This window comes from Nocardioides sp. GCM10030259 (assembly GCF_042666375.1).
GTDB lineage: Bacteria > Actinomycetota > Actinomycetes > Propionibacteriales > Nocardioidaceae > Nocardioides.
In genome coordinates, this window is record NZ_JBHTDF010000018.1 from 1 (window position 1) to 26,031 (window position 26,031).

Annotated in this window: 29 protein-coding genes; 16 read left to right on the forward strand and 13 right to left on the reverse strand. The window is 71.5% G+C overall.

Going from position 1 to position 26,031, the window contains the following annotated elements:
* Positions 1–84: 84 nt before the first annotated feature.
* Together ACFQQI_RS13130 and ACFQQI_RS13135 are read right to left on the reverse strand one after the other, a co-directional pair.
* Positions 85–597, reverse strand: a complete 513-nt coding sequence (locus ACFQQI_RS13130) for a MarR family winged helix-turn-helix transcriptional regulator (RefSeq protein ID WP_378563751.1) — start codon at positions 595–597, stop codon at positions 85–87.
* A gap of 4 nt (positions 598–601) precedes the next feature.
* The gene (locus tag ACFQQI_RS13135) at positions 602–1,096 is read right to left on the reverse strand and encodes a universal stress protein (RefSeq protein ID WP_378563754.1); all 495 of its coding nucleotides are present in this window, start codon (positions 1,094–1,096) and stop codon (positions 602–604) included.
* Between the two features lie 40 nt (positions 1,097–1,136).
* Here ACFQQI_RS13135 and ACFQQI_RS13140 point away from each other — a divergent pair, with 40 nt between their 5' ends.
* Positions 1,137–2,072, forward strand: coding sequence for an EamA family transporter (locus ACFQQI_RS13140; RefSeq protein ID WP_378563757.1), 936 nt, complete (start codon positions 1,137–1,139; stop codon positions 2,070–2,072).
* A gap of 9 nt (positions 2,073–2,081) precedes the next feature.
* Here the strand turns inward: ACFQQI_RS13140 and ACFQQI_RS13145 are convergent, their stop codons facing one another.
* The 3 genes from ACFQQI_RS13145 to ACFQQI_RS13155 all read right to left on the reverse strand — a co-directional run bounded on the left by ACFQQI_RS13145 (position 2,082) and on the right by ACFQQI_RS13155 (position 3,677).
* The gene (locus tag ACFQQI_RS13145; protein WP_378563760.1) at positions 2,082–2,675 is read right to left on the reverse strand and encodes a hypothetical protein; all 594 of its coding nucleotides are present in this window, start codon (positions 2,673–2,675) and stop codon (positions 2,082–2,084) included.
* 88 nt (positions 2,676–2,763) lie between these two features.
* Positions 2,764–3,249, reverse strand: coding sequence for a nitroreductase/quinone reductase family protein (locus ACFQQI_RS13150; protein WP_378563763.1), 486 nt, complete (start codon positions 3,247–3,249; stop codon positions 2,764–2,766).
* On the reverse strand, positions 3,249–3,677 hold the full coding sequence (locus ACFQQI_RS13155) for a nuclear transport factor 2 family protein (RefSeq protein WP_378563766.1): 429 nt from the start codon (positions 3,675–3,677) through the stop codon (positions 3,249–3,251). Before ACFQQI_RS13155 ends, ACFQQI_RS13150 begins: the two co-directional genes overlap by 1 nt.
* Positions 3,678–3,723: 46 nt before the next feature.
* Here ACFQQI_RS13155 and ACFQQI_RS13160 point away from each other — a divergent pair, with 46 nt between their 5' ends.
* Genes ACFQQI_RS13160 through ACFQQI_RS13180 form a run of 5 tightly spaced genes read left to right on the forward strand, consistent with a single transcriptional unit; the run spans position 3,724 to position 8,826 of the window.
* A complete protein-coding gene (locus tag ACFQQI_RS13160) occupies positions 3,724–4,596 on the forward strand; it encodes a TIGR03619 family F420-dependent LLM class oxidoreductase (RefSeq protein ID WP_378563769.1) in 873 nt (290 codons plus the stop codon).
* Positions 4,596–5,747, forward strand: coding sequence for a hypothetical protein (locus ACFQQI_RS13165; RefSeq protein WP_378563772.1), 1,152 nt, complete (start codon positions 4,596–4,598; stop codon positions 5,745–5,747). The genes ACFQQI_RS13160 and ACFQQI_RS13165 overlap by 1 nt, the downstream gene beginning before the upstream one ends.
* The gene (locus ACFQQI_RS13170) at positions 5,747–6,586 is read left to right on the forward strand and encodes an SDR family oxidoreductase (RefSeq protein WP_378563775.1); all 840 of its coding nucleotides are present in this window, start codon (positions 5,747–5,749) and stop codon (positions 6,584–6,586) included. The genes ACFQQI_RS13165 and ACFQQI_RS13170 overlap by 1 nt, the downstream gene beginning before the upstream one ends.
* Positions 6,587–6,590: 4 nt before the next feature.
* The gene (locus tag ACFQQI_RS13175; RefSeq protein WP_378563778.1) at positions 6,591–7,751 is read left to right on the forward strand and encodes a sulfotransferase family protein; all 1,161 of its coding nucleotides are present in this window, start codon (positions 6,591–6,593) and stop codon (positions 7,749–7,751) included.
* Position 7,752: 1 nt separating this feature from the next.
* A complete protein-coding gene (locus tag ACFQQI_RS13180) occupies positions 7,753–8,826 on the forward strand; it encodes a diacylglycerol kinase (RefSeq protein WP_378563780.1) in 1,074 nt (357 codons plus the stop codon).
* A gap of 87 nt (positions 8,827–8,913) precedes the next feature.
* Here ACFQQI_RS13180 and ACFQQI_RS13185 read toward each other — a convergent pair whose 3' ends face one another.
* The gene (locus tag ACFQQI_RS13185; protein ID WP_378563783.1) at positions 8,914–9,852 is read right to left on the reverse strand and encodes an AraC family transcriptional regulator; all 939 of its coding nucleotides are present in this window, start codon (positions 9,850–9,852) and stop codon (positions 8,914–8,916) included.
* Positions 9,853–9,938: 86 nt separating this feature from the next.
* Between ACFQQI_RS13185 and ACFQQI_RS13190 the strand changes: the two genes are divergently transcribed.
* Positions 9,939–10,394 (forward strand): DUF1772 domain-containing protein, encoded by a 456-nt coding sequence (locus ACFQQI_RS13190; protein ID WP_378563786.1) that lies wholly within the window; start codon positions 9,939–9,941, stop codon positions 10,392–10,394.
* Here the strand turns inward: ACFQQI_RS13190 and ACFQQI_RS13195 are convergent.
* On the reverse strand, positions 10,383–10,856 hold the full coding sequence (locus tag ACFQQI_RS13195; protein ID WP_378563789.1) for an RrF2 family transcriptional regulator: 474 nt from the start codon (positions 10,854–10,856) through the stop codon (positions 10,383–10,385). The genes ACFQQI_RS13190 and ACFQQI_RS13195 overlap by 12 nt on opposite strands.
* Before the next feature lie 93 nt (positions 10,857–10,949).
* On the opposite strand from ACFQQI_RS13195, the gene ACFQQI_RS13200 reads away from it, so the two are divergent.
* From ACFQQI_RS13200 to ACFQQI_RS13220, 5 genes are all read left to right on the forward strand, one after another.
* Positions 10,950–11,672 (forward strand): SDR family oxidoreductase, encoded by a 723-nt coding sequence (locus tag ACFQQI_RS13200; RefSeq protein WP_378563792.1) that lies wholly within the window; start codon positions 10,950–10,952, stop codon positions 11,670–11,672.
* Positions 11,673–11,756: 84 nt separating this feature from the next.
* Positions 11,757–12,044 (forward strand): DUF1540 domain-containing protein, encoded by a 288-nt coding sequence (locus tag ACFQQI_RS13205; protein WP_378563795.1) that lies wholly within the window; start codon positions 11,757–11,759, stop codon positions 12,042–12,044.
* A 56-nt stretch (positions 12,045–12,100) separates the two neighbouring features.
* Positions 12,101–13,594 (forward strand): ABC transporter substrate-binding protein/permease, encoded by a 1,494-nt coding sequence (locus tag ACFQQI_RS13210; protein ID WP_378563798.1) that lies wholly within the window; start codon positions 12,101–12,103, stop codon positions 13,592–13,594.
* Entirely contained in the window at positions 13,591–14,355 is a 765-nt protein-coding gene (locus tag ACFQQI_RS13215; protein ID WP_378563801.1) for an amino acid ABC transporter ATP-binding protein, read from the forward strand. The genes ACFQQI_RS13210 and ACFQQI_RS13215 overlap by 4 nt, the downstream gene beginning before the upstream one ends.
* A 7-nt stretch (positions 14,356–14,362) precedes the next feature.
* On the forward strand, positions 14,363–15,679 hold the full coding sequence (locus ACFQQI_RS13220; protein ID WP_378563804.1) for a DUF2252 domain-containing protein: 1,317 nt from the start codon (positions 14,363–14,365) through the stop codon (positions 15,677–15,679).
* A 10-nt stretch (positions 15,680–15,689) separates the two neighbouring features.
* Here the strand turns inward: ACFQQI_RS13220 and ACFQQI_RS13225 are convergent, their stop codons facing one another.
* The gene (locus ACFQQI_RS13225) at positions 15,690–16,307 is read right to left on the reverse strand and encodes a class I SAM-dependent methyltransferase (protein WP_378563807.1); all 618 of its coding nucleotides are present in this window, start codon (positions 16,305–16,307) and stop codon (positions 15,690–15,692) included.
* A gap of 107 nt (positions 16,308–16,414) precedes the next feature.
* Between ACFQQI_RS13225 and ACFQQI_RS13230 the strand changes: the two genes are divergently transcribed.
* Positions 16,415–16,927 (forward strand): Gmad2 immunoglobulin-like domain-containing protein, encoded by a 513-nt coding sequence (locus ACFQQI_RS13230; protein ID WP_378563810.1) that lies wholly within the window; start codon positions 16,415–16,417, stop codon positions 16,925–16,927.
* An 18-nt stretch (positions 16,928–16,945) separates the two neighbouring features.
* Here the strand turns inward: ACFQQI_RS13230 and ACFQQI_RS13235 are convergent, their stop codons facing one another.
* Both ACFQQI_RS13235 and ACFQQI_RS13240 read right to left on the reverse strand, forming a co-directional pair.
* Positions 16,946–18,202: an MFS transporter gene (locus ACFQQI_RS13235; RefSeq protein WP_378563813.1), complete on the reverse strand. Its 1,257-nt coding sequence runs from the start codon at positions 18,200–18,202 to the stop codon at positions 16,946–16,948.
* A 76-nt stretch (positions 18,203–18,278) separates the two neighbouring features.
* Positions 18,279–19,655 (reverse strand): cytochrome P450, encoded by a 1,377-nt coding sequence (locus tag ACFQQI_RS13240; RefSeq protein WP_378563816.1) that lies wholly within the window; start codon positions 19,653–19,655, stop codon positions 18,279–18,281.
* A 100-nt stretch (positions 19,656–19,755) separates the two neighbouring features.
* On the opposite strand from ACFQQI_RS13240, the gene ACFQQI_RS13245 reads away from it, so the two are divergent.
* Positions 19,756–21,138, forward strand: a complete 1,383-nt coding sequence (locus ACFQQI_RS13245) for a hypothetical protein (RefSeq protein WP_378563819.1) — start codon at positions 19,756–19,758, stop codon at positions 21,136–21,138.
* On the opposite strand, the gene ACFQQI_RS13250 is transcribed toward ACFQQI_RS13245, so the two are convergent.
* The 3 genes from ACFQQI_RS13250 to ACFQQI_RS13260 are packed head-to-tail and all read right to left on the reverse strand — an operon-like array spanning position 21,119 to position 23,954.
* Positions 21,119–22,042, reverse strand: a complete 924-nt coding sequence (locus ACFQQI_RS13250; RefSeq protein WP_378563822.1) for an alpha/beta hydrolase — start codon at positions 22,040–22,042, stop codon at positions 21,119–21,121. The genes ACFQQI_RS13245 and ACFQQI_RS13250 overlap by 20 nt on opposite strands.
* Positions 22,039–22,629 (reverse strand): TetR/AcrR family transcriptional regulator, encoded by a 591-nt coding sequence (locus tag ACFQQI_RS13255; RefSeq protein ID WP_378563825.1) that lies wholly within the window; start codon positions 22,627–22,629, stop codon positions 22,039–22,041. The genes ACFQQI_RS13250 and ACFQQI_RS13255 overlap by 4 nt, the downstream gene beginning before the upstream one ends.
* Entirely contained in the window at positions 22,626–23,954 is a 1,329-nt protein-coding gene (locus tag ACFQQI_RS13260) for a flavin-containing monooxygenase (protein WP_378563828.1), read from the reverse strand. Before ACFQQI_RS13260 ends, ACFQQI_RS13255 begins: the two co-directional genes overlap by 4 nt.
* Positions 23,955–24,045: 91 nt before the next feature.
* On the opposite strand from ACFQQI_RS13260, the gene ACFQQI_RS13265 reads away from it, so the two are divergent.
* Entirely contained in the window at positions 24,046–24,783 is a 738-nt protein-coding gene (locus ACFQQI_RS13265; protein WP_378563831.1) for an SDR family NAD(P)-dependent oxidoreductase, read from the forward strand.
* Positions 24,784–24,948: 165 nt separating this feature from the next.
* The gene (locus tag ACFQQI_RS13270; RefSeq protein WP_378563833.1) at positions 24,949–25,995 is read left to right on the forward strand and encodes a hypothetical protein; all 1,047 of its coding nucleotides are present in this window, start codon (positions 24,949–24,951) and stop codon (positions 25,993–25,995) included.
* Positions 25,996–26,031 lie beyond the last annotated feature (36 nt).

Consider the following 26,031-nt stretch of genomic DNA (forward strand, 5'->3'; position numbering starts at 1 on the left):
GGCTCAGCTCGGCAGTGCCCCGATAGGCCCGGGGTGCAGACAAGAGACCTACTCCTGTCTGCCCCCAACGTCCACCAGTGAGATTCAGGCGTCGAGGGCCCGGCCCCACTTCTCGAGGAGGTGGGCGAGCCGGGCCCTCTCCATCTGGTCGAGCGCGCCGACCAGCCGGTGCTCGTTGGCCATGTGGGCCGTGAACGCCTCGTCGATCACCGCGCGCCCGGCGCCGGTGAGCGCGACGACCCGGCCCCGGGCGTCGTTGTCGCTGACCCGCCGGGTGACCCAGCCCTGCTCGGCGCACCGGTCCACCCGCTTGGTCACCGCGCCCGACGACACCATCGTCTGGGCGGCGAGCTCGCCGGGCGTGAGCTCGTACGGCGTGCCCGACCGGCGCAGCGTCGCGAGCACGTCGAACTCGCCCTCACCCAGCCCGTAGCGGCCGTAGACCGCGACCAGCTCCTCGGTCAGGTGCGCGGCCAGCCGGTGCAGCCGACCGATGATGCCCTGCGGCGAGACGTCGAGGTCGGGCCGCTCGCTCGCCCACTGGGCCATGATGCGGCCGACGTGGTCGAGGCCCGGCGGGCCCATGGGCTGGGTCACGGGGTCAGGCCTCGAGGTTGCTGTCCAGGCGTCGCTGGCGCTCGATGTCGGAGGAGTGCTCGTCGCGGATGACGACGACCGGGCAGGCGGCGTGGCGGACGCACTGGTCGCTCACCGACCCGAGCGCCAGCCCCTTGAAGCCACCCAGGCCACGGGCGCCGACCACCAGGAGGTCGGCGTCCTGGGACGCCTCGACGAGGCCGTTGGCGGCCGCGCCCCGGAAGCCCTCGCACGAGACCTCGACCCCGGCGCCCCGCTCGGCGACCACCCGGGAGCAGGCCCGCTCGAGGTCGGCGACGACGGCCGCCTCCCACTCCTCGATCGGCGGCACGTAGCCCGGGGTCATCGAGGCCGGCCGCGGTGCGGTCGACATCGACCAGCCCCGGATCACCCGGACGTCCGCGTCGAAGCGGGCGGCGTAGTCGATGGCCCACGCGAGAGCCAGGTCGCTGGTGGAGGAGCCGTCGTGGCCCACGATCACGGTGCGCTCAGCTGCCATGGTCCGGAATATATCTCACTTGGAAACTATTATGTCTTCCATGGAAAGCAATGGATCCGTCCGCTGGGGCAGCACCCTCGGCCTCGCCGCCGTCGCTCCCGTCGCCTGGGGCTCCGGCTACTACGTGACGGAGACCTTCCTCCCGCCGGACCGCCCGCTGTTCGGGGCGATGGTCCGTGCGTTGCCGTTCGGGCTGCTGCTCCTCGCCTTCCGCCCCACCCTCCCGTCGGGCGTCTGGTGGTGGCGCAGCCTGCTGCTCGGCACGCTCAACATCGGCGCCTTCTTCGCGCTGATCTTCGTCGCGGCCTACCGCCTGCCCGGCGGCACGGCCGCGACCCTGACCGCGACCGCCCCGATGATGGTGATGCTGATCGCCTGGACCCTGGTGGGCGAGCGTCCGCGCGCCGCGTCCCTCGCCGGCGCCGGCATCGGCGCGGCCGGCGTCGCGCTGCTCGTGCTGCGCGCCGACTTCGTCGTCGACCCGATCGGCGTCGCGGCGTCCTTCGGAGCCGTGGCGATGTCGTCGCTGGGCTTCGTCCTCGTCAAGCGCTGGACGCCGCCCGTCGACCTGCTCACCTTCACCGCCTGGCAGCTGGTGGCCGGCGGCCTGGTGCTGCTGCCGGTCGCGCTCCTCGTGGAGGGCGCGCCGCCGCCGCTCGACGCCCCCGCGATCGGCGGCTTCCTTTACCTCGGGCTGGCCGGCACCGTCGTGGCGTACGTCGTGTGGTTCCGCGGGCTGCGGCTGCTGCCGGCCGCGGCCGTCTCGCTCGTCGGCCTGCTGAACCCGGTCGCCGGCACCGTCATCGGGGTCGCACTGGCGGGCGAGTCCTTCGGTGGCGCCCAGGCCCTCGGCCTGATGCTGGTGCTCGCCGGCATCGCGGCCGGCCAGCCGGCCGTCATCGACCGGGTGCGCCGTCGTACGCCGCGCGTCGGGACCCTGCCCGAGCGCGAGGTCGTCCCGGCCCGCGCCGCCTGACCGGTCGGCTCAGCCGGTGACGGTCACCCGGATCTCGGCCGACCGGAGACCGGAGTCGGAGTCGACCACGCGGAAGCGGTTGGCGCCCGGGAGGCTGGCCTGCACCGGGATCTGGAACTGCTCGCCGGTGACCGACCCGGTCGCCGGGAAGTCCACCCACCCGCCGTTCTCGAACCGCTGCACGGTGAGGATCGCACCCTCGCCGCCCGGGTAGACGCCGGTGAGCAGGAACTGCTCCATCGGCGCCGCCTCGGTCACGGACGAGGCCAGGCTGATCTCGCGCTCCGGCGACTTCGTGGCCTTCGGCTCCTTCGAGGCCTTCTTCGCGTCGTCCCCGGACCCCTCGGCGGCCTCCCCGGTCGGGGCGAGCGTGATCTGGGGGTCGTCGGCCGGGGTCGTCTTCTCCGGTGACGGCAGGTACATGGAGGCCTGGCCGTCGCCCGCGGTGTCGTCGGAGACCTCGCCGATCCCGAGCACCTTCGTGCCGACGACCACGACGACGCCGAGCACCAGCCCGACGACGAGCCCGACGCCCACGAGGGCGATGAGACCCGCGAGGATCGGGTGCTCCTCGTCCGGTCGCTCCGGCAGCCGTTCCGGCACGGGTCTCCTCCTGGCGCGAATGTGCGGTCGCCCCCATTCTCCGACAGGGCACAAGGCCGCAAACGCGGGTGTGAGCGACCTGACCCGGCTAGCGAGGCTCGAGGACGACGACCGGGATCTCCCGGTCGGTCCACCGCGCGTACTTCTCGAAGTCGGCGTAGAGGTCCACGAGTCGCGGCCAGAGCGCGGCGCGCTCGTCCGGTCCGGCGACGCGGGCACGCACGCGGCGTACGCCCTCCTTGCGGAGCTGCACGGCGGTGTCGGGATTCGCCACCAGGTTCGGGTACCACTGCGGGTTCTTCGGCAGCCCGCCCTGGGAGGCGACGATGACAAGGTCCCGACCGTCCTGGAGATAGAGCAGCGGCGTGGTGAACGTGGTGCCGCTCCTGCGACCGACGTGCTGGAGCAGCAGCGTCGGCACCGGCTTGCGGAAGCCTGCGCCGATGCGCCACTTCGAGCCGATCCGACCGTTGGTCAGCCGGAAGACGCGCACCTGGGCCCTCGCCATGTACTTGATGATCTTGGCGGTGACCGGCGAGTCCAGGCCGTCGGGTCGATCGTCGGGCAGGCCCATCAGAGGCCGCGCTTCCAGACGATCTCCTCGTGCAGCTTGCAGCTGCGCCAGCCGTCGGGCGTGCGCACGAGCGTGTGGTGGTAGAGCCCGCCGAACTCGACGACCTTGGTCCCGCCCTGCCCGTCGTCCATCGGCATCGGGTTGTGGAAGTACGCCGTGGCGAGGGCCTCGTCCGCGCTCTCGAACGAGATGTCCACCTGCGCGAGCGAGTGCATGCGCTTGGGGAAGAACGCCGGCAGCACCTCGGCCAGCCAGGCCTTCACGGCGGGGTAGGTGTCGGCGATGCCGCCCGACTCGGTGTAGTCGATCTGGGCGTCGGGGGTGAAGACCGTGTCGAGCAGGTCCCACTCACCGGTGTCGACGCCGCGGGTGTACCGGACGAGCGCACCCTCGATCTCGAGACGGTCGCTGATCTCCTGGAGGTCCACACCGGAACTCTGGCAGAAAAGTGGAACACGTTCTAGTCTGAGCGGCATGCGATTCAGCTACGCCGAGGCGATGACCCAGGCGACGTACTACGCGCCGCTGGCACAGGCCGCCGAGGCCGCCGGCTACACCAGCATGACCGTGGCCGACAGCGTCATCTACCCCAAGGACTCCGACTCGAAGTACCCCTACACCGACACGGGGGACCGCGAGTTCCTCGACGGCAAGGAGTTCATCGAGACGATGGTGCTGTGTGCGCACCTCTTCGCGCACACGACGACGCTGCGGCTCACGCCGTTCGTGCTCAAGCTGCCCATCCGGCCACCGGTGCTGGTCGCGAAGCAGGCGTCGTCGCTGGCGTTCCTGTCCGGCGACCGGCTCGGGCTCGGCGTCGGTCTCTCGCCGTGGCCCGAGGACTTCGACGCGATGGGCGTGCCGTGGGCGAAGCGCGGCAAGCGGATGGACGAGTGCATGGACATCCTGCGCGGCCTCACCACCGGCGACTTCTTCGAGTACCACGGGGAGTTCTACGACGTCGACGCGCTGAAGCAGTGCCCGGGCGCGCCCACGCAGGTCCCGCTGCTGGTCGGCGGGCACTCCGACGCGGCGCTCCGCCGCGCCGTACGCAAGGGCGACGGGTGGATGCACGCCGGCGGCGACGGGGAGGAGCTCGACCGGCTGCTCACCCGGCTCGCCGAGATCCGCGCGGAGGAGGGCGACACCCGCGACGACTTCGAGGTGCACGTCATCTCCTACGACGCCTACACGGTCGACGGCGTCAAGCGCCTCGAGGACAAGGGCGTCACCGACTGCATCGTGGGCTTCCGGATGCCCTACATCAAGGGCGCCGACACCGAGCCGCTCGAGACGAAGGTCAAGCACCTCGAGCAGTACGCCGAGCAGATCATCCACAAGCTCTGATGTCCGACCTCACGAAGCCCCTGCAGGACGCCATCGCCGAGGCCGAGAAGCTGATCGAGGGCGCGCCGTTCATCCGGACCGAGCAGGACCTGCTCGAGGGCTACGACTACCTGGCCGGCCGGATCCGGATGGCCATGCAGATGGCCTTCGACCACGACCTCGACCGACCGGTGTTCATCAACCCCACGCACCAGTACTCGCGCCAGGGGCTCGACAACCCGGACGCGATCTACTTCAACGCCTACCTGAAGGAGGGCGTCGAGTACGTCGTGCGCGGGGTGCGCGGGACGTCTGCGGACCTGTCGTTCCAGGTCATGGGCGGCGCGTACACCGCCGACTCGGCGGCGACGTCGATGCTCGCCTTCGACGACCGCGAGCTGGACATCGAGGACGACGGGTCGTTCGAGTTCACGTACGTCGCCGAGCCGGGCGCGAAGACGATGATCGTGCGCGAGGTCTTCAACGACTGGGACACCGAGACCCGGGGACTGCTCTGGATCGAGCGGACCGACACGGTCGGTGTCGCCGCGAAGCCACTGACGAGGGAGCGGCTGGCGAGGAAGTACGAGGTCGCCGCGAAGCTGCTGACCGGCTCGATCCAGACGTGGTTCGCGTTCCCCCAGTTCTTCGAGCGCAAGGAGCCGGTCAACCAGCCGACCGCACCGCAGTCGACGCCCGGCGGGCTGTCCTCGCAGCGCTCGTCGATCGGGCACTACGAGCTCGCCGACGACGAGGCGCTCATCGTGACCGTGCCGGAGTGCATCGACTGCGCCTACCAGGCGATCCAGATCGGCTCGGACTGGTACGTCTCCACCGACTACGAGACCCACCAGACCTCGCTCACGAAGGCGCAGGCCGTCGTCGACCCGGACGGCCGGATGCGGTTCGTGATCTCCGAGCGCTCACCCGCCGGGGAGGGCCGGGCCATCGCGAACTGGCTCGAGTGCCTCGGTCACCGCACCGGCTCGATCATGCTGCGCTGGCAGCGGCTCGACCGCGACCTCGGCCCCGAGGACGGCCCGGTCGTCGAGAGGGTCGCCGTCGCCGACGTACCGGAGAGGCTCCCGTACTTCACCCCCCTCACCACCGAGGAGTACGCCGCGCGGATCGCCGCCCGGCAGCGCTCCGTTGCCCGAAGGATGATCAGCTGATGCCCGACCTCGGTTACGCCCAGGCCCACGACACGTCGATCGAGGACCGCTACCAGCCCGTCCCGCTCCTGCAGGACAAGGTGATCGTGCTGTCCGGCGTCGGCCCCGGCCTCGGGCGCGCGCTCGGCGAGGAGGCGGCCCGACTCGGCGCCGACCTCGTGCTCGCCAGCCGCACCGAGTCGCGCCTGGAGAAGATGGCGGCCGTCGTCGAGTCCTACGGGCGCCGCGCGGCCGTGGTGCCGACCGACATCACCGACGAGGCATCACGCGCGGCGCTGGTCGAGAAGGCGCTCGAGGCGTTCGGGCGCGTCGACTGCCTGCTCAACAACGCGTTCGCGATCCCGCCGATGGACCCGATCACCCAGATCAGCCCCGCGGACCTGGCCCGCGCCAACGAGACCAACGTCTTCGCGCCGCTGCGGCTCTCCGCGCTCTTCGCCGACGCGCTGTCGGCCACCAAGGGCTCGATCATCATGCTGAACTCCTGCGTCTCCTTCTCCTCGCAGCCGGAGTACGCCGGCTACAAGCTGTCCAAGGGCGCGCTCGAGCACCTCGCCTCGTCGCTCGCCACCGAGCTCGGGCCGCGCGGGATCCGCGTCAACAGCGTCGCGCCGTCGTACATCTACGAGGACGTCAACCGCGGCTACTTCGACTTCCTCGCGGCCGTCGAGGGCAAGACGCACGACGAGGTGTACGCCGAGAAGGCGGCGCCCACCGACCTCAAGCGGCTGGCCTCGGCGCAGGAGGTCGCGCGGGCCACGCTCTTCCTGGCCAGCGACCTCGCCTCCGCGGTGACCGGGCAGATGCTCACCGTCGACTGCGGTGAGTTCCACGACTGACGCCATGTCCGACAACGTGATGACCCGGGAGCGGGCGGACGTCGGGAGCTACGAGGACATCGTCGCCGCGGCCGTCCGGACGACGGGGATGGACGACTTCGGCGACGGCGCCCACGAGGAGGGCCTGCGGGTCCTCACCGATGACCTGTCGTCGCCCGAGGCCGGGCTGACGCCGCGGGGCAACTACTTCCAGCGCTCGGAGGTGAAGTCGGCACTGGTCGGCGTACTGCTCACGCAGGCGCAGTTCCAGGCGCACCCCGAGCACGCCGACGTGCCGATCGAGCGGCCGGTCTTCCTGATGGGGCTGCCGCGCACCGGCACCACCGCGCTGCACCGTTACCTGCACGCCGACCCCGGCGCCCAAGGGCTGGAGATGTGGCTGACGCAGTACCCGCAGCCGCGGCCGCCGCGGGAGACCTGGGAGTCGGACCCGATCTTCAACGCGATGCAGCAGGGCTTCGCCGCGCACCACGTCGAGAACCCCGAGTTCATGGGGATCCACTACATGGACGCCACCACCGTCGAGGAGTGCTGGCGGCTGCTGCGGCAGACCGGCAAGTCCAACTCCTACGAGGCGCTGGCCAACGTCCCGCGCTACAGGGAGTGGTTGCAGCGACAGGACTGGACCGACGCCTACGCCCGGCACAAGCAGAACCTCCAGCTCGTCGGCCTCAACGACTCCGCCAAGCGCTGGGTGCTCAAGAACCCCTCGCACACGACCGCGCTCGACGCGCTGATGACCGTCTACCCGGACGCGCTGATCATCTACACGCACCGCGACCCGGTCACCTGCATCGCCTCGTCGTGCTCGCTCTCGGCCGAGACGACGGTGGGCCACAGCAGGACGTACGTCGGCGACGTGATCGGCCGGACCCAGCTCGATCTGTGGTCGCGAGCCTTCCACGCCTTCCACGACGCGCGGGCGGCGTACGACCAGAGCCAGTTCATCGACATCGCCTTCAAGGACCTGGTCACCGACCCGCTCGGCGTGACGCGGCGGGTCTACGACCAGTTCGGGCTCGACTGGACACCCGAGGCGCAGGCGGCGATCGAGGAGATCGACCAGGAGTCCAAGCAGGGCAAGGCGAAACCGTCACACACCTACACGCTCGAGGACTACGGGCTGACCGAGGCCGGCGTCCGCAACGCCTTCGACAGGGGCTGACATGGAGAAGAAGCGGGTCGTCGTCTGGGGCACCGGCGTCGTGGGATCGATGGTGATCGAGGAGATCCTCGACCACCCGGTCTTCGAGCTGGTCGGCGTCGGGGTCACCCGGTCGGAGCGAGCGGGACAGGACGTCGGGGCGCTGCTGGGCCGGCCCGACACCGGCGTCGTCACGACGACGTCGGTCGATGACCTCGTCGCGCTGCGGCCGGACGCGCTGGTGCACTACGGCCCCACCGCGCAGTACGCCGACGACAACATCCGCGTGATGACGGCCTTCCTGCGCGCCGGCATCGACGTCTGCTCGACGGCGATGACGCCGTGGGTGTGGCCGGCGATGAAGCAGAACCCCGGCAACTGGATCACTCCGGTCGAGGAGGCCTGCGCCGAGGGCGGCGCCTCCTGCTTCACGACCGGCATCGACCCGGGCTTCGCCAACGACCTCTTCCCGATGACCCTCATGGGCCTCTGCGGCCGGGTCGACTCGGTGCGCGCGTCGGAGCTGCTCGACTACACCGACTACGAGGGCGACTACGAGGACGAGATGGGCATCGGCCGGCCCCCGTCGTACACGCCTCTCCTGGAGATCCCCGACCTGCTGATCATGGCGTGGGGCGCGACGGTGCCGATGATCGCGCACGCCGCCGGCATCGAGCTCGACGGCATCACGACGACCTGGGAGAAGTGGGTGACGCCCACCGACCGCAAGACCGCCAAGGGCGTGATCGAGGCCGGCAACGTGGCGGCGATCCGCTTCACGATCAACGGCGTGTACGGCGGGCGCGAGGTCATCACGCTCGAGCACGTCAACCGGATCGGCCTCGACGCCGCCCCCGACTGGCCGGCCGGAACCGGCGACGACGTCTACCGCGTCGACATCACCGGATCGCCGTCGATCAGCCAGGAGACCGCGTTCCGCTTCACTGACGGCTCCGCCCGCGCCCCGGCCGTCGCCGGCTGCCTGGCGACCGGGATGCGGGCGCTCAACGCCGTACCCGCCGTCAACGACCTGCCGCCCGGCTGGGTCACCGCGCTCGACCTGCCGCTGGTCCCGGGGGTCGGCACGATCCGCTGACGCCGGCTCCTGTCGCGAAACTCGTGCCTCTGTCGAGCAACTGCAGCCGGGAAGCACGAGATTCACCGCGTACCCGGTGAAACTCGCTCACGCCGTCGCCACGACCCGATGCTCCCGCGGGCTCACGCCGTACTCCCGCTTGAAGGCGGTGCTCAGCGCGAACGGCGTGGAGTAGCCGACCTGGCGGGCGACGGCGGCGAGCGTGGCGGACTTGTCGCGCAGCAGGTCGGCGGCCAGTGCCAGCCGCCAGCCGGTGAGGAAGGCCATCGGGGGTTCGCCGACGACGTCCGTGAAGCGGCGGGCGAAGGCGGCGCGGGAGACGCCGCCGGCGGTGGCCAGGGACGCGACGGTCCACGGGTGCTCGGGGTGGTGCTGGAGCAGGCGGAGCGCGGGCCCGACGACCGGGTCGGACTGGCCGACGTACCACGCCGGCGGCGACGCCTCCGGCCGCGAGAACCACGCCCGCAGCACGGCGATCAGCAGCAGGTCGAGCAGCCGATCGAGGACGGCGTCCTGGCCCGGAGCGTCCTTGACGATCTCGTCGGCGAGCAGCGGGACGAGCGGCGAGCCGAGCTCCTCCTCGGTGAGGACGACGAAGCGCGGCAGCGCCCGCAGCAGCCGCCGGCTCACCTCGCCCTCCAGCGCGTAGGCGCCGGTCAGCATCACGGTCGAGCCGGTCGCGCTGTTGCCCCAGCTGCGCACGCCCTGGTGCATCTCCTCGGCGAGCGGGCGACCGTCGGGCGTCGTGCAGTGCTGCCCGGGATGGATCACCGCCTGGACCGGCGTGCCCGGGGAGTCGGCGATCGTCCAGTGGTCGGCGCCGACGGTGACGACGACGTCGCCCGGCCCGACCCGGAACGCCGGGCCGTCGTCGGGCAGCGCCCACATCTCCCCGGACACCACGGAGGTCACGGTCAGCGGCGACTCGTCCTCGAGCCGCACCGACCACGGCGGCTCCATCAGGCAGCGCAGCAGGAACGCGCCCCGGGCGCGCGGGCCGTCGAGCAGGGCCGCCAGTCCGTCCATGGGCCGAGGATAGATCTGGACGCTCGCGTATGGAAGAGCGGCGCACGACGATGGATCGTCTCGCTCGGCCGCGGTTGGCTGAGGGCATGACCGAACTCCTGGACCAGCTCCGCAACCCGATCCTGCTCGCCGCGACGCTCGCCACCGGGCTGCAGGCCGGCACGTACTACACCTGGGCGAGCGGCGTCATGCCCGGGCTCGCGCGGGTCGACGACCGCACCTTCGTCTCCTCGATGAACCACATCAACGTCGCGATCGTGAACCCCGTCTTCATGCTCACCTTCCTCGGTGCCCCGGCGCTCGCCGCGGCGGCGGTCGCGGCGAGCCCGTCCGGCGCCCGGGGCTGGGCGATCGCCGGACTCGCGCTCGCACTCGGCACCGTCGCGATCACCGCGGTCGGCAACATCCCGCTGAACAACGCGCTGGCGGACGGCGGCTCGCGCGCCGACTTCGAGACCGCCTGGGTGCGCTGGAACGTCGCACGCGCCGTCACCTCGACCGCGTCGCTGGCCTGCCTGGCGTGGGCGGCGCTACGCGCCTAGCCACTCCCGCACGCGCACGAACGTGTCCGGGCCGGCGTCCTCGAGGACGCCCTCGGCGAGGTCGGCGATCGTCACGCCCTCGAGCGAGTCCCGCCAGGCCTGCTCGGCGGCGTGCATGGTGCGCGCGACACCGCACGCCTTCCTGCACGCGGCGGGCGAGGCGGGCAGCGGGCCGTTCTGGCGGATCTCGGTGCAGCGGAACGCCTGCTCCCGGCCCTCGATCGCCAACACGACGTCGAGCACGGTGATCTCGTCGGCCGACCGGGTCAGCACGTAGCCGCCGACGCGACCCTCGGTGGAGCTGACCAGCCCGGCTCGGGAGAGGTGCTGCAGGTGCTTGGCGAGGTAGGTCCGCGAGATGCCGTGGAACTCGGCGAGCCGCTGGGCCGGCACCGGGTCGTCGGCCTGGCTGAGCACCACGCAGCAGTGGATCGCCCACTCGACCCCGCCGGACATCCTCATGTCTCCATCGTACGCGAATACGTGGATGACAAGTGTCCGAGTTCGTGGTCTAATCGCGGATACGACTTATCCGCGTTATCGAAGGAGACGATCGTGAAGATCGCCGTCGCCGGCGCCACCGGCCTCATCGGTTCCCAGCTCACCGCTCTCGCCCGCGAGGAGGGCCACGAGGTCGTCGAGATCGCCCGCGAGAAGGGCTTCGACCTGCTCGTTCCGGACGGCCTCGAGGAGGCGCTGACCGGCGTCGAGGCCGTCGTCGACGTGACCGCGTGCCCGCTCGACCAGGCGGGCGAGTTCTTCCCGGCCGTGGCCCACAACGTCGGCAAGGCGGCGACCGCGGCCGGCGTACGCCGCAGCGTGGTGCTGTCGATCGTCGGCGTCGACCGCAGCCCCGACTACGACTACTACGTCGCGAAGCTGGCGCAGGAGCAGGCCTACCGGGAGTCCGCCCCGGGCGTCGTGGTGCTCCGGGCGACCCAGTTCCACGACTTCGCGGGCCAGATGCTGGGGTGGACGACCCAGGACGGCGTCGCCCACATCATCGACGTCCCGACCCAGCCGGTGGCGACGTCCGAGGTCGTCCGGGCGCTGCTCGACCTCGCGACCGGGCAGCTCGAGGGCGACACCGAGCTCGCCGGGCCGCAGCAGGTCAGCCTGGTCGACCAGGTCCGCACCCTGGTCGAGCGGTCGGGGCAGGACGTCCGGGTCGAGCCGGTCGAAGCACCCGCGAGCATCGCCGGCGGCGCGATGCTGCCGGCCGGCCGGGCGCTCGTGCGCGGTCCGGGCTGGGACGAGTGGCTGGCCGCGGATAGGTAAGGCTCACTTGGCTGGACGCGGCCGCGGTTCGGGTCCACGGTGGTGCTGTCAGCTCGACCCGGGACCGTCCTCGGAGGACCAGCGATGACCACCATGCAGCTCCCGATCATCAGCACCTGCAGCGTCGAGGGGTGCTCGTACAACCACGACCACGACTGTCACGCCGGCGCGATCACCGTCACGGACGGCACCAGCTGCGGCACGTTCGTCTCCAACGGCGCCCACGACGCCGGCGTCGCCGCGCACGGTCAGGTCGGCGCCTGCCACCGCAGCGACTGCATCCACAACGACAAGCTCGAGTGCCAGGCCGAGAGCGTCAACATCGGCGCCGGCGACGACCCGGCCGACTGCCTGACGTTCGCGACGGCCTGACCGACCGGCCCGCGCCACCCGATCCCCCGGGCTCTTCGAGCCACCGGGGGTTCGGCGTGAGCTCGACGGGGTACGCGGGACAGGTGCCGCTCCCCCGGATCCTCGCGCTGCTCGTGCTGGCGTCCGCCCTGGTCCTCGGCGTACCCGCGTCCGCAGACGCGGACGAGGAACGTGTGGTCCGGGTCGGGACCGAGGGCGTGTACCCACCCTTCACCTACCGCGACCCCGAGACCAACGAGCTCACGGGCTTCGACATCGAGGTCATGGAGGCCATCGGCGAGGAGGCCGGGTGGGACGTGCGCTTCGTGGAGGCACCGTTCGACTCGCTCTTCCCGGCGCTCGACTCCGAGCGGATCGACGTCATCGCCAACCAGGTGACGATCAACCCGGAGCGGGAGGCGCGCTACCTGTTCAGCACGCCGTACACCTACTCCAAGGGCGTCATCGTCACCGCCGCCGACACCGACGACATCACGACGCTCGACGACCTCGAGGGGCGCAAGACCGCTCAGACGTCCAGCAGCAACTGGGCGGACGTCGCGCGCGACGCGGGCGCCGACGTGCAGTACGTCCAGGACTTCGCGCCCGGCGTGGAGCTCCTCATCCAGGGGCGGGTCGACGCGATCGTCAACGACAACATCGCCGTGCTCGACTACCTCGCGACGACCGGCACGGACGAGGTCAAGATCGCGGGCGACGCCGGCGACGAGGTCCTCGAGCAGGCGCTGGCCTTCCGGCAGAGCGATCCCCAGCTCCAGCAGGAGGCCGACGCGGCGATCCAGGCGCTCACCGACGACGGGACCCTGGCGGAGATCTCCGACGAGTACTTCGGCGCCGACGTGACCGTCGAGGGCGGCTCCGAGGAGGTCGACGTCGAGGCCTCCGACTCGCGCACGACGTGGGAGGTCGTGAAGGACACCGCGTGGCCGATGTTCGTCGGGCTCGTCAAGGGCAACATCCCGCTCACGATCGCGAGCTTCGCCATCGGCCTCGTCCTCGCCGTCGCCGCCGCGCTCGCTCGGCTCTCGTCGATCCGCGTGCTCGACTGGATCGCCCGCGGCTACATCTCGATCATCCGCGGCACCCCGCTGCTGGTGCAGCTGTTCATTGTGTTCTACGGACTGCCCGAGATCGGCATCGACCTCGATCCGTATCCGGCGGCGATCACCGCGCTCAGCCTCAACGTCGGCGGGTACGCCGCGGAGGTGGTGCGCGCCGCCATCCTGTCGGTGCCCCGCGGGCAGTACGAGGCGGCGACCGTCATCGGCATGGACTACTGGCAGTCGATGCGGCGCATCGTGCTGCCGCAGGCGGCCCGCATCGCCGTACCCCCGCTGTCGAACACGCTGCTGTCCCTGATCAAGGACACCGCCCTCGCCTCGCTGGTGCTGGTGCCGGAGCTGTTCCGGGAGGCGCAGACGACTGCGGGCCTGACCACCGAATTCCTCCCGCTGTTCATCATGGCCGCCGTCTACTTCTGGGTGGTCTGCTACCTGGTCTCGCTGGCGCAGGGACCGCTCGAACGACGACTGAGCAGGCACGTGGCATGAGCGACCTGATCGAGGTGCACGGACTGACGAAGTCCTTCGGTGACCACGAGGTCCTGAGGGGCGTCGACTTCACCGCGCCCGCCGGCACCGTCACCGCCGTGCTCGGGGCGTCCGGCTCCGGCAAGACGACGGTGCTGCGCTCCATGAACGTCCTCGAGACCCCGGAAGCCGGGGTGGTCCGGATCGGCGACGCGTCGATCGACTTCGCCGCCCCGCCGGCCGAGAAGGCGGCGTACCGACGGGCGGTGAAGGCGCTGCGCGCCCGCAGCGGCATGGTGTTCCAGGCCCACAACCTCTTCCCGCACCGCACCGTGCTCGGCAACCTCATCGAGGGACCCGTCCAGGTGCAGGGCCGCGACCCCGAGGAGGCGGCCGCCGCCGCGCGGGAGCTGCTCGCACAGGTCGGGCTCGCCGGTCGCGAGGACGCCTACCCCTCGCAGCTCTCCGGCGGGCAGCAGCAGCGCGTGGGGATCGCGCGGGCCCTCGCCCTCCGTCCCGAGGTCCTGCTCCTCGACGAGCCCACGTCGGCGCTCGACCCCGAGCTCGTCGGCGAGGTCCTCGCCGTCATCCGGGACCTCGCCTCCGAGAACTGGACGCTGGTCATCGTCACCCACGAGGTCCGCTTCGCCCGCGACGTGGCCGACCAGGTCCTCTTCCTCGACGACGGGGTCGTCGCCGAGCGCGGTGGCGCGGAGGTCCTCACCGACCCCCGCGAGGAGCGCACACGTCGGTTCCTGTCGCGGGTGCTGGACGCCGGATGAGCGCCCGATGAGCGACGAGGCCAGGCGGCGACAGGTCGTCGACGTGCTCATCGAGGCGTTCGCCGATCTCCTGCGCGCGGACCCCCGGGGCTTCCGCACCAAGTTCCGCAAGATGGCGGCCGACCCGTTCGCGTTCTACCGCGGGTCGGCGTGCCTGTTCTTCGCCGACATGGCCGACCTCGACGACCCGTGGGCCGACGACCGCACCTCACGGGTGTGGATCCACGGCGACCTGCACGCCGAGAACTTCGGCACCTACATGAACGCCGAGGGCCTGCTGGTCTTCGACGTCAACGACTTCGACGAGGCGTACCTCGGCCACTTCACCTGGGACCTGCGCCGGTTCGCCGCCAGCCTCGCCCTGCTGTGCTGGCAGAAGGCGCTGCCCGAGGACGACGTACGCCGGCTCACGGCGGTCTACCTGCGGGCGTACGTCGACCAGGTCCGGCGCTACCGCGAGACCGACGACGACCTCCGGGAGTTCGCGCTCCGCCTCGACAACACCGACGGGCCGGTGCACGCCGTGCTGCTGGCCGCCCGGTCGCGCACCCGCGTCGACCTCCTCGGGTCGATGACCACGGTGACCGACCACGAGCGCCGCTTCGTCGACGACGCGTCGGCGCGACACCTCAACGCCGCCGAGCGGTCCATGGTGCTCGCCGCCTTCGACCGCTACCTCGAGACGATCCCGCCGACCAAGCGCTCCGCCCGCGCGGTGTTCTACGACGTCAAGGACGTCGTCGCCAGCACCGGCTTCGGCATCGGGAGCGCCGGCCTGCCCGCCTACAACGTGCTCATCGAGGGGTTCAACCAGGCCCTCGAGAACGACCTCGTGCTCAGCATGAAGCAGGGCAACCACCCGGCCGCCGCCCGGGTCGTGGACGACGAGCGGGTCCGCGGGGCCTTCGAGCACGACGGCCACCGCACCGTCGTGAGCCAGCGCGCACTGCAGGCGCACACCGACCAGTTCCTCGGCTGGACCACGATCGACGGGACCGGGTTCGTCGTGGCCGAGCTGTCGCCGTACGAGCTCGACCTCGACTGGAGCGAGATCACCGAGCCCGACGAGATGGAGCCGCTGCTCGCCGACCTCGGTCGCGCGACGGCCAAGGTGCACTGCGCATCCGACGAGGACAGCGACGAGCAGCTGGTCGAGTTCCAGACCGAGGAGGCCATCCTCGCCGCCATCGGCGACCGCGAGGACGAGCTCGTCGAGGAGATCGTCGAGTTCGCGATCGGGTACGCCGCGACCGCCCGGCGCGACCACGCGCTCTTCGTCGAGGCGTTCCGCGCCGGCGAGATCGCCGGGCTGGCCGCGCGCTGACCGGCGCCCGTCAGAATGGAGCAGCCACGCCCAGTGAGTCGGCGGCCAGCGCCTTGGGAGCGCCCTTCTCGTAGAAGACGTCGAGGTCGACCACGGTGTAGCCCGCCGTGGTGAGCAGGTCGACGACCGATCGGGTCAGGTGGCAGCCGCCGAGCATCCGCTTGTTGAGCGGCTCCAGCCGGCGCTGCCACCGGCGTACGCCCTCGTCGGGCGCCAGGCCGTGCTCGACGAAGTGCAGGGTGCCGCCGGGCCGCAGGACGCGGCGGACCTCCGTCAGTGCGCGGACCGGGTCGGGAATCGTGCACATCGTCCAGGTCGAGAGCGCCGTGTCGAAGGTGTCGTCGTCGAAGGGCAGCGACTGGCCGTCGAGACCGGCCTGCTCCACCGCCACCGGCGACGCCGCCAGCCGGTCCCGCGCGAGCCGCCAGCTCAGCTCGGACGGCTCGATCGCGGCGACCTGCTCGACGGCCTCGGGATAGAAGGGCACGTTGTGCCCGGTGCCGAATCCGATCTCCACCACCCGGCCGTGCAGGCCGGCGCACACGCGCTCGCGCAGGGGGTGCGCCACCTTCGCACCGCACGCGACGTTGACGATCCTCGGCAGCACGTGGTCGGCGTAGACACCCATGTCCCCTCCGTCATCCCTGGGTCGTGCACGTGCGTTCACAGTGCACCCGGCGGACGACCGCTGTCATCCCCGCCGACACGATCGACGGCGGAGAGCACCATGTGGCCATGGGAGTGGTGACGGACGTGCGCGTGCGGCAGCCGCGCCGGAACGACGTGGTCAGCGACCGCTTCGTGGTCGCCGGCATCGGCGCCGGGTTCGAGGGGACGATCGGGATCCGGGTGCTCGGCCCGGGCGGCAGGGTGCTGGCCACCGACGCCGCGCAGTCCAGTGGCGGCGGCATCGGGGTCGGTGACTTCGTCGCCCGCGTGCGCATCCCCGATCCCCCGCGCGCCGGAACCCGGCTGACCGTCCAGGTCTTCGGCGACAACCCCGGCCTGCCCGGCGAGGGACCGAGCCCGGGGTTCAACACCCGCACGGTCGAGGTGATCTGCTTCCCCGGCTCCCGAGGCTTCCTCCTCTACCGGGTGGAGTCCGGCGACTCGCTCAGCGGGATCGTCCGCAAGCTCAAGAGCTTCACGAAGGTCACTGTCGGCCAGATCGTGAAGGCCAACCCGCGCATCGACGACCCCGACCTGATCAAGGTCGGCTGGCGCCTGCGGGTGCCCGTCCAGGACTGAGTGGTCGGGCGCCGGCTCTCACTCCTCGCCGGCCGCCGCCCGCACGGCCCGCTCGGCGACGGCGTGCTCGTCGGTGCGCGCGTCGTAGGACCAGAAGTCGCGCAGGATCGCGGCGGTGATGGCGACACCGGCGACACAGGCGATGCCGCCCGAGGTGATCGCGCCGCGCACCGACCACAGGTCGGCCGTGACGCCACCGCGCACCTGTCCGGCGAGCGGGCCGAAGGAGTACGACAGCATCTCGATGCCCGCGAGCCGGCCTCGCATGGACTCCGGGATCGTCTGGCTCCACACCGTGGACCGAAAGATCGCCGAGATCATGTCGCCGGCGCCGGCGAGCGCGAGGAAGAGGGCGACCAGCCAGATGTTCGGCATCAGGCCGGCGAGCGCGACCATCGCGCCGTACGCCGCGGCCGCCAGCACGATGGCCCGGCCGTGGTGGTGCACCCGGGCGGTCCAGCCGCTGAGCGCGGTCGCGACCATCGCGCCCACCACCTCGGCGGTGTAGAGCATGCCGAGCAGCTGCGGCTGCTCGAAGACCTCTTCGACCAGCGCCGGGAACAGCACGACCGGGGCGGCGAACATCATCGCGACGATGTCGACGAAGTAGGTGCCGAGCAGGTCGCGGCGGCGGAACGCGTAGACCATGCCCTCCTTGATGCCGGCCAGGCTGGGCGGGGTGGTCTCCTCGCGGTGGGGGTAGGAGCGCATCAGCAGGTAGAGGAACGACGCCACCGCGAGGCCGCAGACGTCGACGACGAAGCACCAGCCGATCCCGACGTACGCCACCAGCAGTCCGCCGACGGCGGGGCCGGCGAGCAGACCGATCTGCATGCCGAAGCTCCCGAGCGCGTTGGCGGCGGGCAGCTGGTCGTGGGTGACCGTCCGCGGCAGCAGCGCCTCGCGCGAGGGCCGCTGCAGCGCGGAGCACGAGGCCAGCGCGATGGCGACCACGAAGATCACCCAGACGTCGGGGTCGTCACGGAACGCGTTGACGGCGAGTACGGCGGTGAAGACCGCCTGCCCGAGACCCGTGTAGATGAGCAGCCTGCGGCGGTCGACGTGGTCGGCGAGCGCGCCGCCGTACAGGCCGAAGATCAGGATCGGGCCGAGCTCGGCGAGGCCGATCGCGCCGACCGCGAGGTTGGACCCGGTGAGCGTGTAGACCTGGAACGGGATCGCGACGTAGCTGACCATCGCGCCGAAGTAGAAGACGCTGCCGGCGAGGAAGAGCAGCCGGAAGTCGCGCGACTCCTTCAGGGGGGTGGTGTCCATGCGCATCGCGCGCAGACGGTCTCTCCACGTCACAAACGGGAATCGTCCCGCACATCGGCGTGCGCCGCCGACAGTTTTACCGAGCCGTGACCCGGATCCGCGCGCCGTGCCGCGGCACGCTGGTGATGTTGCGGACCTTCGGCTGGTCGCGGCCGGCCGCCTCGACGTCGTACGCCGCGAACACCTCGCGCAGCACCGCAACGCCCTCCATCAGCGAGAAGCCGGCGCCGATACAGCGGCGCACCCCACCGCCGAAGGGGATCCACGTGTTGGTGGGCGGGTTGTGGCCGAGGAACCGCTCGGGCCGGAACGTCCACGGGTCCTCGTGGTTGTCCTCGCGCTGGTGGGCCAGGATGATCGACGGCCCGACGGTCGTGCCGCGGGGCAGGTCCCACCCGGCGACGGTGGCGGGCCGCATCAGGGTGCGGACCACCATCGGGATCACGGGGTGCAGCCGCATCGACTCCTTCATCACCGCCTCGAGGAACTCGTCGTCGCCCTCCGCCGCCGCGCGCTGGCACCGGCTCAGCAGCTCCGGGTCGCGGCCGGCCTCGTAGAGCGCCCAGGCCAGCGCCGTCGCGGTCGTCTCGTGGCCGGCGAGGAGCAGCGTGACGAGCTGGTCGCGCAGCTCGGTGTCGCTGAGCCGGTCGCCGTCCTCGCCCTGGAGGATCAGCCGGGACAGCACGTCGGTGCGCTCGGCCAGGTCGGACGCGTCGCGGCGCTCGCGGATCTCGGCGTACATCAGCCGGTCGAGCTCGCGCTGGTTGTCGATGGTCGCCTTCCACGGCCCGAAGCGCTGCAGCCACGGGTAGCCCCAGCCGAGCAGGATCGCCGGACTGATGTTGACGGTGGCGTTGACGCGCGGGCGGAGCTGGGCGAGCCGGCGCTCGTCGGTGACGCCGAAGACGACGCGGAGGATGACCTCGAGCGTGAGCGCGTTCATCCGGTCGAGGGAGCGGAAGGTCTCGCCGGTGCGCCACCGACCGACCTGCGCCTTGGCGACCTCGGTGACCAGGGACTGGTAGTCGCGCAGCGCGTGGCCGTTGAAAGCCGGCATCAGCAGCTTGCGGGCGCGCTTGTGCTCGGCGCTGTCCTGGAGCAGCAGCGAGTGCTCGCCCATGATCGGGCCGAGGATGGCGTTGGCCTTGCCGGCGTGGAACACCTCGGGGTCGCCGGCGAAGATCTCCTTGGCGTGCTCCGGGCGGGTGAAGAAGACCAGCGGCCGGCCGCCCGGGGCGAGCCGGACCGTGAAGACGTCGCCGTACTTGCGGTGCAGGTAGGGGTGGAAGCGGTGCCGGAACCGCAGCAGGCCGGCCGTCTGCACCAGCACCGGCCACCGCGGGCCCGGCGGCAGGCCGCGCCGGTCCACGGGCGGCAGCCGGTCCTGGTTGCCGGGGCTCATCCTCCGGAAGCGTTGGGCGGTGAGCCGGTCGACATCGTCCAGGGTCGTCACCGTCCCGACGGTACGCCCGCTATTGAAAACTCGTCAATAACTTGTGGTCACCCGGATCGGGCGAGGCTGCGGGGCCGCCCGCCGTGTTCGGATCGAGCGCATGGCGACCCCTTCTCGGGCCCTCGCGGGCGCGCTGCTCACGCTCGGCCTCCTCGCCGCCCTCCTCACGGTCGTGCCCGACCCCGCGGAGGCGGCTCCGAAGGAGAAGGTGAAGATCTGCCACCGGACCAACTCACGGACGAACCCCTACAACCAGCTCAACGACGCCGAGGAGGCAGTCGTCGAAGGGCACGCGGGTCACACCGGCCCGATCTTCGGGCCCGACGTCGAGAAGTGGGGTGACATCCTCCCGCCCATCGAGCCCGGGCTGCCCGACGGGCTGAACTGGACCGCCGAGGGCAGGGAGATCCTCGACAACGGCTGCGAGATGCCGCCCGATCCGGGGCCGATGCCCGGCGCGAGCATCGCCGACGCCACGTGCACGGGCACCACGCCGAGCGTGGAGGTCACCGTCTCCAACGCCGCCGACGCGACCGACCCCGCCACGTTCACGATCCGGGTCAACGGCGCCGATGTGCAGACCGTGGGACCGATCGCACCGGGCGACAGCACCACGGTCACGCTCGCCGGCGTCCCGGAGAACCAGGTCGCCGCCGTGGAGGTCCTCTCGGACGGCGAGGTCATCGCAAGCCGAGTCGTGACCGCGGACTGCTCGCCCGGACCTCCGCCCGTCAGCATCCAGGCAGCCCTCGACTGCGTCGAGCAGGCGGCGCAGGCGACCCTGCAGGTCACCAACAACGGGGTCGCCCCCCTCTCCGTCGTGCTTCAGGTCGACGGCGAGCAGATCGGCGACCCCGTCGCCGTGGCGCCCGGCGCCACCGAGAGTCGCACGATCGACGCCTCCCGCTGGGAGGACCAGGCGGTGACGGCACAGCTGCTCGTCGACGGCGTCGTGGTCGCCACCTACACCGTGACTCCGGACTGCCAGCCCCCGGTGCCGCGGCCCGCCGCCCGGGTCAGCGGCCTGGAGTGCCCACCCGAGCGAGTGACGGTCGTCCTCGGCAACGACGGCGACCCCGACTCCACGGTGGTCTTCTTCATCCGCGTCGACGACCGGCCCGTCCGGCGCTCCGCCCCGCTCTACGGCGGTGACACGACGACGATCGTGGCGGACCTGACGAGGCTCTCGGGACGCACGGTGCACGTCCAGGCGGGATACAACGACAGGGTCGTCGTCAACCGCCCGATCACGATCCCGTGCGCCGCGGAGGCCGACAGCGGGATGGCGGGCGGCGGCGAGGACGCCGGCGGTGATGGCGGGACCGACAGCGGGAACGGCAACGGCACCCAGGGCGGCGTCGCGACGGGCGAGGGCGCGCTGCCCTCGGTGGGGTCCCCGGTCCCGATCGGCATCGCCGTCCTGGGCGGCTGCCTCCTGGCCGCGGGCGCCGCCCTGCTCCTGCTCAGCCGCCGTCGGCTGTGACGGCCGGCGCCAGGACCCGATGCAGGAACGCGACCTGGTGGGCGACGGCGGGCTCGTGCCACTCCTTGCCGGGCCAGACGTCGAAGTGGTCGCAGGGGTAGTGCCGCACCTGCGCCCGGCCGGCGAACGCGGCCTTGGCCGCGGCCTGCGGCGGGGCACTGCGGTCGAAGTCGGCGATCTGGACGAGGATCGGTGCGGCTACGTTGGCGGCGGACTTCCCCGGGCGGTGGTTGCCGAGCTCGAGGCCGACCGCCGCGTCGATCTCGTTGCGCCACGTCGGGCCGGCGATCGACAGGTAGTCCTCGAGGCACCCCTCGAGGGTGAGCGCGCCGAGCTCGCCGGGGCGGGCGACGACCGGCATCATCCGCGGACGGCCGAGGCGGGACCGGAAGCCGAGGACCGTCGAGCGCGCCATCGCCGACGGCGCGTGGTGCGCGAGGGCGTGGCGGCCGGCGGCCAGGCCGTCGACCAGCGGGGTCAGCGAGATCACGGCGGCGACATCGTCGCGGTGCGCCGCCGCGGTGAGCACGTGGCCGCCGGCGAGCGAGACGCCCCAGAGCACGAGCCGCTGCGGGTCGGCGCCGGGAAGCCGCGCGGCGGTGGCCATCGCGGCACGGTAGTCCTCGAGCTGGCCCGCCATCGAGACCGTCTGGCGCGGCTCGCCGCCGGAGGCCCCGAAGCCGCGGTAGTCGAACGCGAGCACGTCGAGGCCGGCGCCCGCCAGCGCCTCGGCGAAGGGCCGCAGCCCGGAGTCCTTCGTGCCGGCCAGGCCGTGGGCCATCACCACGACCGGGCGGCCGGCGTCGGTGGCGAGCTCGTCGCCCTCGCCGGTGAAGTGCCAGGCGTGGCACTCGGCCCGGCGCTCGGCTGCACCCGAGAGGAAGGTGACGTCGTCGTGCTTCATGCGGTCCTCCCGTAGATCGTGGCGAGCCAGACGTGCACGACGGCGTCGAGGTGCGCGTCGCTGGTCTCCGGGGCGCGTACGACGCGCTCGAGCGTCCGGTCGTTGAGGTCGAGCAGCGCGAGCGCGATCTCGCGCGCGTCCGGTCCGGCCGGCGCGATCCCGGCAGCACGCTCGGCGTCGATGAGGTCGGCCACCACGTCGACGTACGACTGCTGGTACTCCTCCCACTGGTCGCGCACCGCAGGGCTGGTCGCGCGCGCGTCGAGGATCGCGGCGTAGAGGTGCTTGCGCTGGCTCCAGCCGCTGATGATCGCGCTGATCGCGGACGCGATGCGGTCGCGCACCGTGCCGTCGCCGTCGAGGACGCCGGCGGCGTCGAAGCCCTCGGCGTACATCTCGTCGTGCAGCGCGGAGACGGCGGCGGCCTTGTTCTCGAAGTAGAAGTAGAACGCCGAGCGGGTGACGCCCGCGCTGCGGGAGATGTCCGCGATGTTGATCGAGTCGAGGGTGCTGCCCGCGCGCAGGCTCTCCTCGAGCGCGGCGAGCAGCGCTCCCCGGCGCTCGTCGCCCTTGGTGGCTCCGGTCATGACGCCTTCCTCGCCTGCGCCCGCCGGCGTCCCTGGGGCAGCTCCTTGGTGCGCATCTGGTGCTCGTAGACGAAGTAGTCGAGCTGGTGGGTGTGCCGCGGCCGGTCGAGCATGTGGCCCATGTAGAGCTGGTCGTCGGCCTTGATCTGCTCGTGCATCTCGGCGACCGACGGCGGGGCGTACTCCCCCACGGCGTACGCCGCGATCAGCCGTGCCTGGCTCTCGACGAACGGGAAGAGCGTGGGTGTCGCCTGGGCGAACCCGGCGAAGAGCAGGTCGTCGATGCCGGGCTTGATGATGCGCCTGTAGAGGTCGATCCGGTTGTCGGGCGCGCTGATGAAGTCGGGGTCGAAGAACGGGAAGGTGAGGTTGTAGCCGGTGGCGTAGACGATCACGTCGAAGTCCGAGGAGGTGCCGTCGTCGAAGTGCACGGTCGCCCCGTCGAGGTGGGACACGTTGCCCTTCGGGGTGACGTCGCCGGACTTCAGGCGCAGCGGCAGCTCGCCCGACTGGGTCGGGTGCGCCTCGAAGAACTTGTGGTTGGGCTCGGGCAGCCCGTAGAGCGTGGGGTCGGACGCCGTGAAGCGCTGACCCCACTGCGCGACCTTGCGCTGCCACGAGAGCGGGAGCTGGGGGATCGTGCGGTAGTTCATGTCGGCGGCCTTGCCGTACATCAGCTTCGGCACGATCCACGCGCTGCTGCGCGTCGACAGGGTGACGTCGTTGCGCAGCGCCCGCTGGGACAGCTCGACGGTGATGTCGGCGGCGCTGTTGCCGAGGCCGACGACCAGGATCCGCTTGTCCATCAGGTGCAGCGGTGTCCACGGGTCGATGTAGTGGTGGGAGTGGATCGTCTCGCCGCTGAACTCGCCCGGGAAGTCGGCCGTCCGCGGGTCCCAGTGGTGGCCGTTGGCGACCACGAGCAGGTCGAAGTGCCGGGTCTCGCCGCGCTGGGTCCGCAGCTCCCACCCGCCGTCGGGGAGGCGCTCGGCGTGCACGACGCCGTTCTGGAACTCGATGTGCTCGCGAACGCCGAACGCGTCGGCGTACGCGTCGAGGTAGTCCTTGATCAGCGTGTGGTGCGGGAAGTCCGGGTAGTCGTCGGGCATCGGGAAGTCGCGGAACGACAGCTGGTGCTTCGACGTGTCGATGTGCAGCGACCGGTAGGCGCTGCTGTGGCCGTTGGGGTTGCCGAACGCCCAGTTGCCGCCGACCCGGTCGGAGGACTCGAAGGTGGCGTACGGGACGCCGTAGTCGCCGAGCATCTTGCTGGCCGTGAGGCCGCTGATGCCGGCCCCGATCACGGCGGTGGTCGGTCGGGACACCGGTCCTCCTGGTGCACTCGGCGCTGGAACCTGTTCTATTTCGGGACCGTAGGCCCTAAGTTGACACGCGTCAACTGATTCGGAGGGACACATGGGTGAGGCATCCGACCGCGTGGCGGTCGTCATCGGAGGAGCGTCGGGCATCGGCGCCGCGATCGCGCGCGGGCTGGCCGCCGACGGCTGTCGGGTCGTCGTCGCCGACCTCGGTACGACGAGCGCGGACGTCGCGGTCGACGTCACCGACGAGGACTCGGTGGCCGCGCTGCTCGACGGCGTGCTCGCCTCGCACGGCCGGCTCGATGTCGTCGTCAACAGCGCGGGCGTCTCCACCCTCGGCCTCGTCACCGACCTCGACGCGGCGGAGTGGCGGCGGGTGGTCGACGTCTGCCTGACGGGCGCGTTCCTGGTGCTGAAGCACGCCGGTCAGCGGCTCTCCACCGGCGGCACGGTCATCTCGCTGTCCTCGCTCAACGCCCGCCAGCCGGGCGGCGGGCTCGCGCCGTACTGCGCGGCGAAGGCGGGCCTCTCGATGCTGACCGAGGTCGCGGCGCTCGAGATGGCGCCGAAGGGCATCCGGGTCAACGCGATCGCGCCCGGGCTCGTCGTCACGCCGCTCACCCAGCCGGCGATGGACATCCCCGGCATCGAGGACGACTACCTCGACAACACGCCGCTCGGCCGCCCCGGCACGCCCGAGGAGATCGCCGAGGCCGCGGTCTACCTGGCGAAGGCGGCCTGGATCACCGGCGAGGTGCTCGACATCAACGGCGGTGCCCACCTGATGCGCTACCCGGACCTCAACAAGCACGTGCTGGCCGCCTTCGGCTGAGTGAGGACATTTGGGATAGTCCGTCACGTTCTGGCCGTCCTTCGGCGTCCTCGGGCGGCCAGATCGTGACGGACTATCCCGAATGCTCCCTCGCCAGGGCGCCCGTGGATCGCGCCCTGTGGAGGACCGGAGCGGGGACGGCCGGGTACGGCGCACGATGCATCGGTGTTCGAGCCACCGCAGTTCCATCCGAGCCGGCCGGAGATCGTCGCCCCGGTCCGGGTTGATCCGCGCGGGGTTGCGGGCCCGACGCGGCGGCAGGCGCGCGGACCGCAGTGGCGGAGGACCTCACAGGGCTACTACGTCCCCAGCTGGGTGGACGCCGATCGGGCGGAGCAGCGGATCCTCGAGGCGGCGACGGTCCTGCCGGAGTACGGCGGCGTGACCGGGTGGGCGATGCTGCGCTGGGCCGGCGCGCGATGGTTCGAGGGGCTCGACCGCGCGGGCGGCGGGCGCGAGATCACGCTGGCGATCGCGGGGCTCAACGTCCGACCCCAACCGGGCATCGCCGTGTGCAAGGAGAGGCTCGAACCTGCCGACCTGACGGCGATCGACGAGATGCGGGTGACGACGGCGGTGCGGTCCGTGTGCTTCGAGATGAGGTACGCGCCATCGCTCCTCGCGGCCGTCAAGGTGCTCGACATGGCGGCGTACTCCGACCTGGTCTCGATCGAGGAGCTCACGGCGTACGCACTTGCACACCCGGCCTGGACCGGGATCCCCCGGTGTCGCGACGCGATCCCGCACGCGGACGAGAACGCATGGTCGCCCACCGAGGTCGAGATGCGCTGGACGTGGAGCGTCGAGGCCGGATACCCGCGCCCCCTCTGCAACCGCCCCGTCTTCGACCGCACGGGCCGGCACGTCGGCACCCCCGACCTGATCGACCCGGTGGCCGGGGTCGTCGGCGAGTACGAAGGCTCCCTGCACCTCGCCGGCAAGCGGCGGGCACACGACCTGGACCGCGAGTCCGCCTTCCGCGAGGTCGGCCTCGAGTACGTCACGATGGTCGCCCAGGACCGCCTGGACCGGGCCGCCTTCATCGAGCGGCTGCGCGGCACCTACGCCCGCGCCCGGCACGAGCCCGAAGACGTCCGGCAGTGGACCATCGAGCCACCCGCATGGTGGACCCCCACCTTCACGGTAGGCCAGCGCCGCCACCTCGACGAGGTCCAGCGCGACCGGCTGCTCCGGTATCGCCGGGCCGGCTGAGTCCCGTCGCTTCCGCATCAGGGGGATAGTCCGTCA

What these genes read in the sequence shown, in the direction of transcription:
- ACFQQI_RS13255 (WP_378563825.1), bottom strand. Translation starts at nt 22,629, where the DNA reads ATGACCGGAGCCACCAAGGGCGACGAGCGCCGGGGAGCGCTGCTCGCC.
- ACFQQI_RS13190 (WP_378563786.1), top strand. Translation starts at nt 9,939, where the DNA reads ATGACCGAACTCCTGGACCAGCTCCGCAACCCGATCCTGCTCGCCGCG.
- ACFQQI_RS13250 (WP_378563822.1), bottom strand. Translation starts at nt 22,042, where the DNA reads ATGAAGCACGACGACGTCACCTTCCTCTCGGGTGCAGCCGAGCGCCGG.
- ACFQQI_RS13150 (WP_378563763.1), bottom strand. Translation starts at nt 3,249, where the DNA reads ATGGGCCTGCCCGACGATCGACCCGACGGCCTGGACTCGCCGGTCACC.
- ACFQQI_RS13180 (WP_378563780.1), top strand. Translation starts at nt 7,753, where the DNA reads ATGGAGAAGAAGCGGGTCGTCGTCTGGGGCACCGGCGTCGTGGGATCG.
- ACFQQI_RS13220 (WP_378563804.1), top strand. Translation starts at nt 14,363, where the DNA reads ATGAGCGACGAGGCCAGGCGGCGACAGGTCGTCGACGTGCTCATCGAG.
- ACFQQI_RS13265 (WP_378563831.1), top strand. Translation starts at nt 24,046, where the DNA reads ATGGGTGAGGCATCCGACCGCGTGGCGGTCGTCATCGGAGGAGCGTCG.
- ACFQQI_RS13225 (WP_378563807.1), bottom strand. Translation starts at nt 16,307, where the DNA reads ATGGGTGTCTACGCCGACCACGTGCTGCCGAGGATCGTCAACGTCGCG.
- ACFQQI_RS13195 (WP_378563789.1), bottom strand. Translation starts at nt 10,856, where the DNA reads ATGAGGATGTCCGGCGGGGTCGAGTGGGCGATCCACTGCTGCGTGGTG.
- ACFQQI_RS13135 (WP_378563754.1), bottom strand. Translation starts at nt 1,096, where the DNA reads ATGGCAGCTGAGCGCACCGTGATCGTGGGCCACGACGGCTCCTCCACC.
- ACFQQI_RS13245 (WP_378563819.1), top strand. Translation starts at nt 19,756, where the DNA reads ATGGCGACCCCTTCTCGGGCCCTCGCGGGCGCGCTGCTCACGCTCGGC.
- ACFQQI_RS13175 (WP_378563778.1), top strand. Translation starts at nt 6,591, where the DNA reads ATGTCCGACAACGTGATGACCCGGGAGCGGGCGGACGTCGGGAGCTAC.
- ACFQQI_RS13170 (WP_378563775.1), top strand. Translation starts at nt 5,747, where the DNA reads ATGCCCGACCTCGGTTACGCCCAGGCCCACGACACGTCGATCGAGGAC.
- ACFQQI_RS13140 (WP_378563757.1), top strand. Translation starts at nt 1,137, where the DNA reads ATGGAAAGCAATGGATCCGTCCGCTGGGGCAGCACCCTCGGCCTCGCC.
- ACFQQI_RS13215 (WP_378563801.1), top strand. Translation starts at nt 13,591, where the DNA reads ATGAGCGACCTGATCGAGGTGCACGGACTGACGAAGTCCTTCGGTGAC.
- ACFQQI_RS13165 (WP_378563772.1), top strand. Translation starts at nt 4,596, where the DNA reads ATGTCCGACCTCACGAAGCCCCTGCAGGACGCCATCGCCGAGGCCGAG.
- ACFQQI_RS13235 (WP_378563813.1), bottom strand. Translation starts at nt 18,202, where the DNA reads ATGGACACCACCCCCCTGAAGGAGTCGCGCGACTTCCGGCTGCTCTTC.
- ACFQQI_RS13230 (WP_378563810.1), top strand. Translation starts at nt 16,415, where the DNA reads ATGGGAGTGGTGACGGACGTGCGCGTGCGGCAGCCGCGCCGGAACGAC.
- ACFQQI_RS13160 (WP_378563769.1), top strand. Translation starts at nt 3,724, where the DNA reads ATGCGATTCAGCTACGCCGAGGCGATGACCCAGGCGACGTACTACGCG.
- ACFQQI_RS13205 (WP_378563795.1), top strand. Translation starts at nt 11,757, where the DNA reads ATGACCACCATGCAGCTCCCGATCATCAGCACCTGCAGCGTCGAGGGG.
- ACFQQI_RS13185 (WP_378563783.1), bottom strand. Translation starts at nt 9,852, where the DNA reads ATGGACGGACTGGCGGCCCTGCTCGACGGCCCGCGCGCCCGGGGCGCG.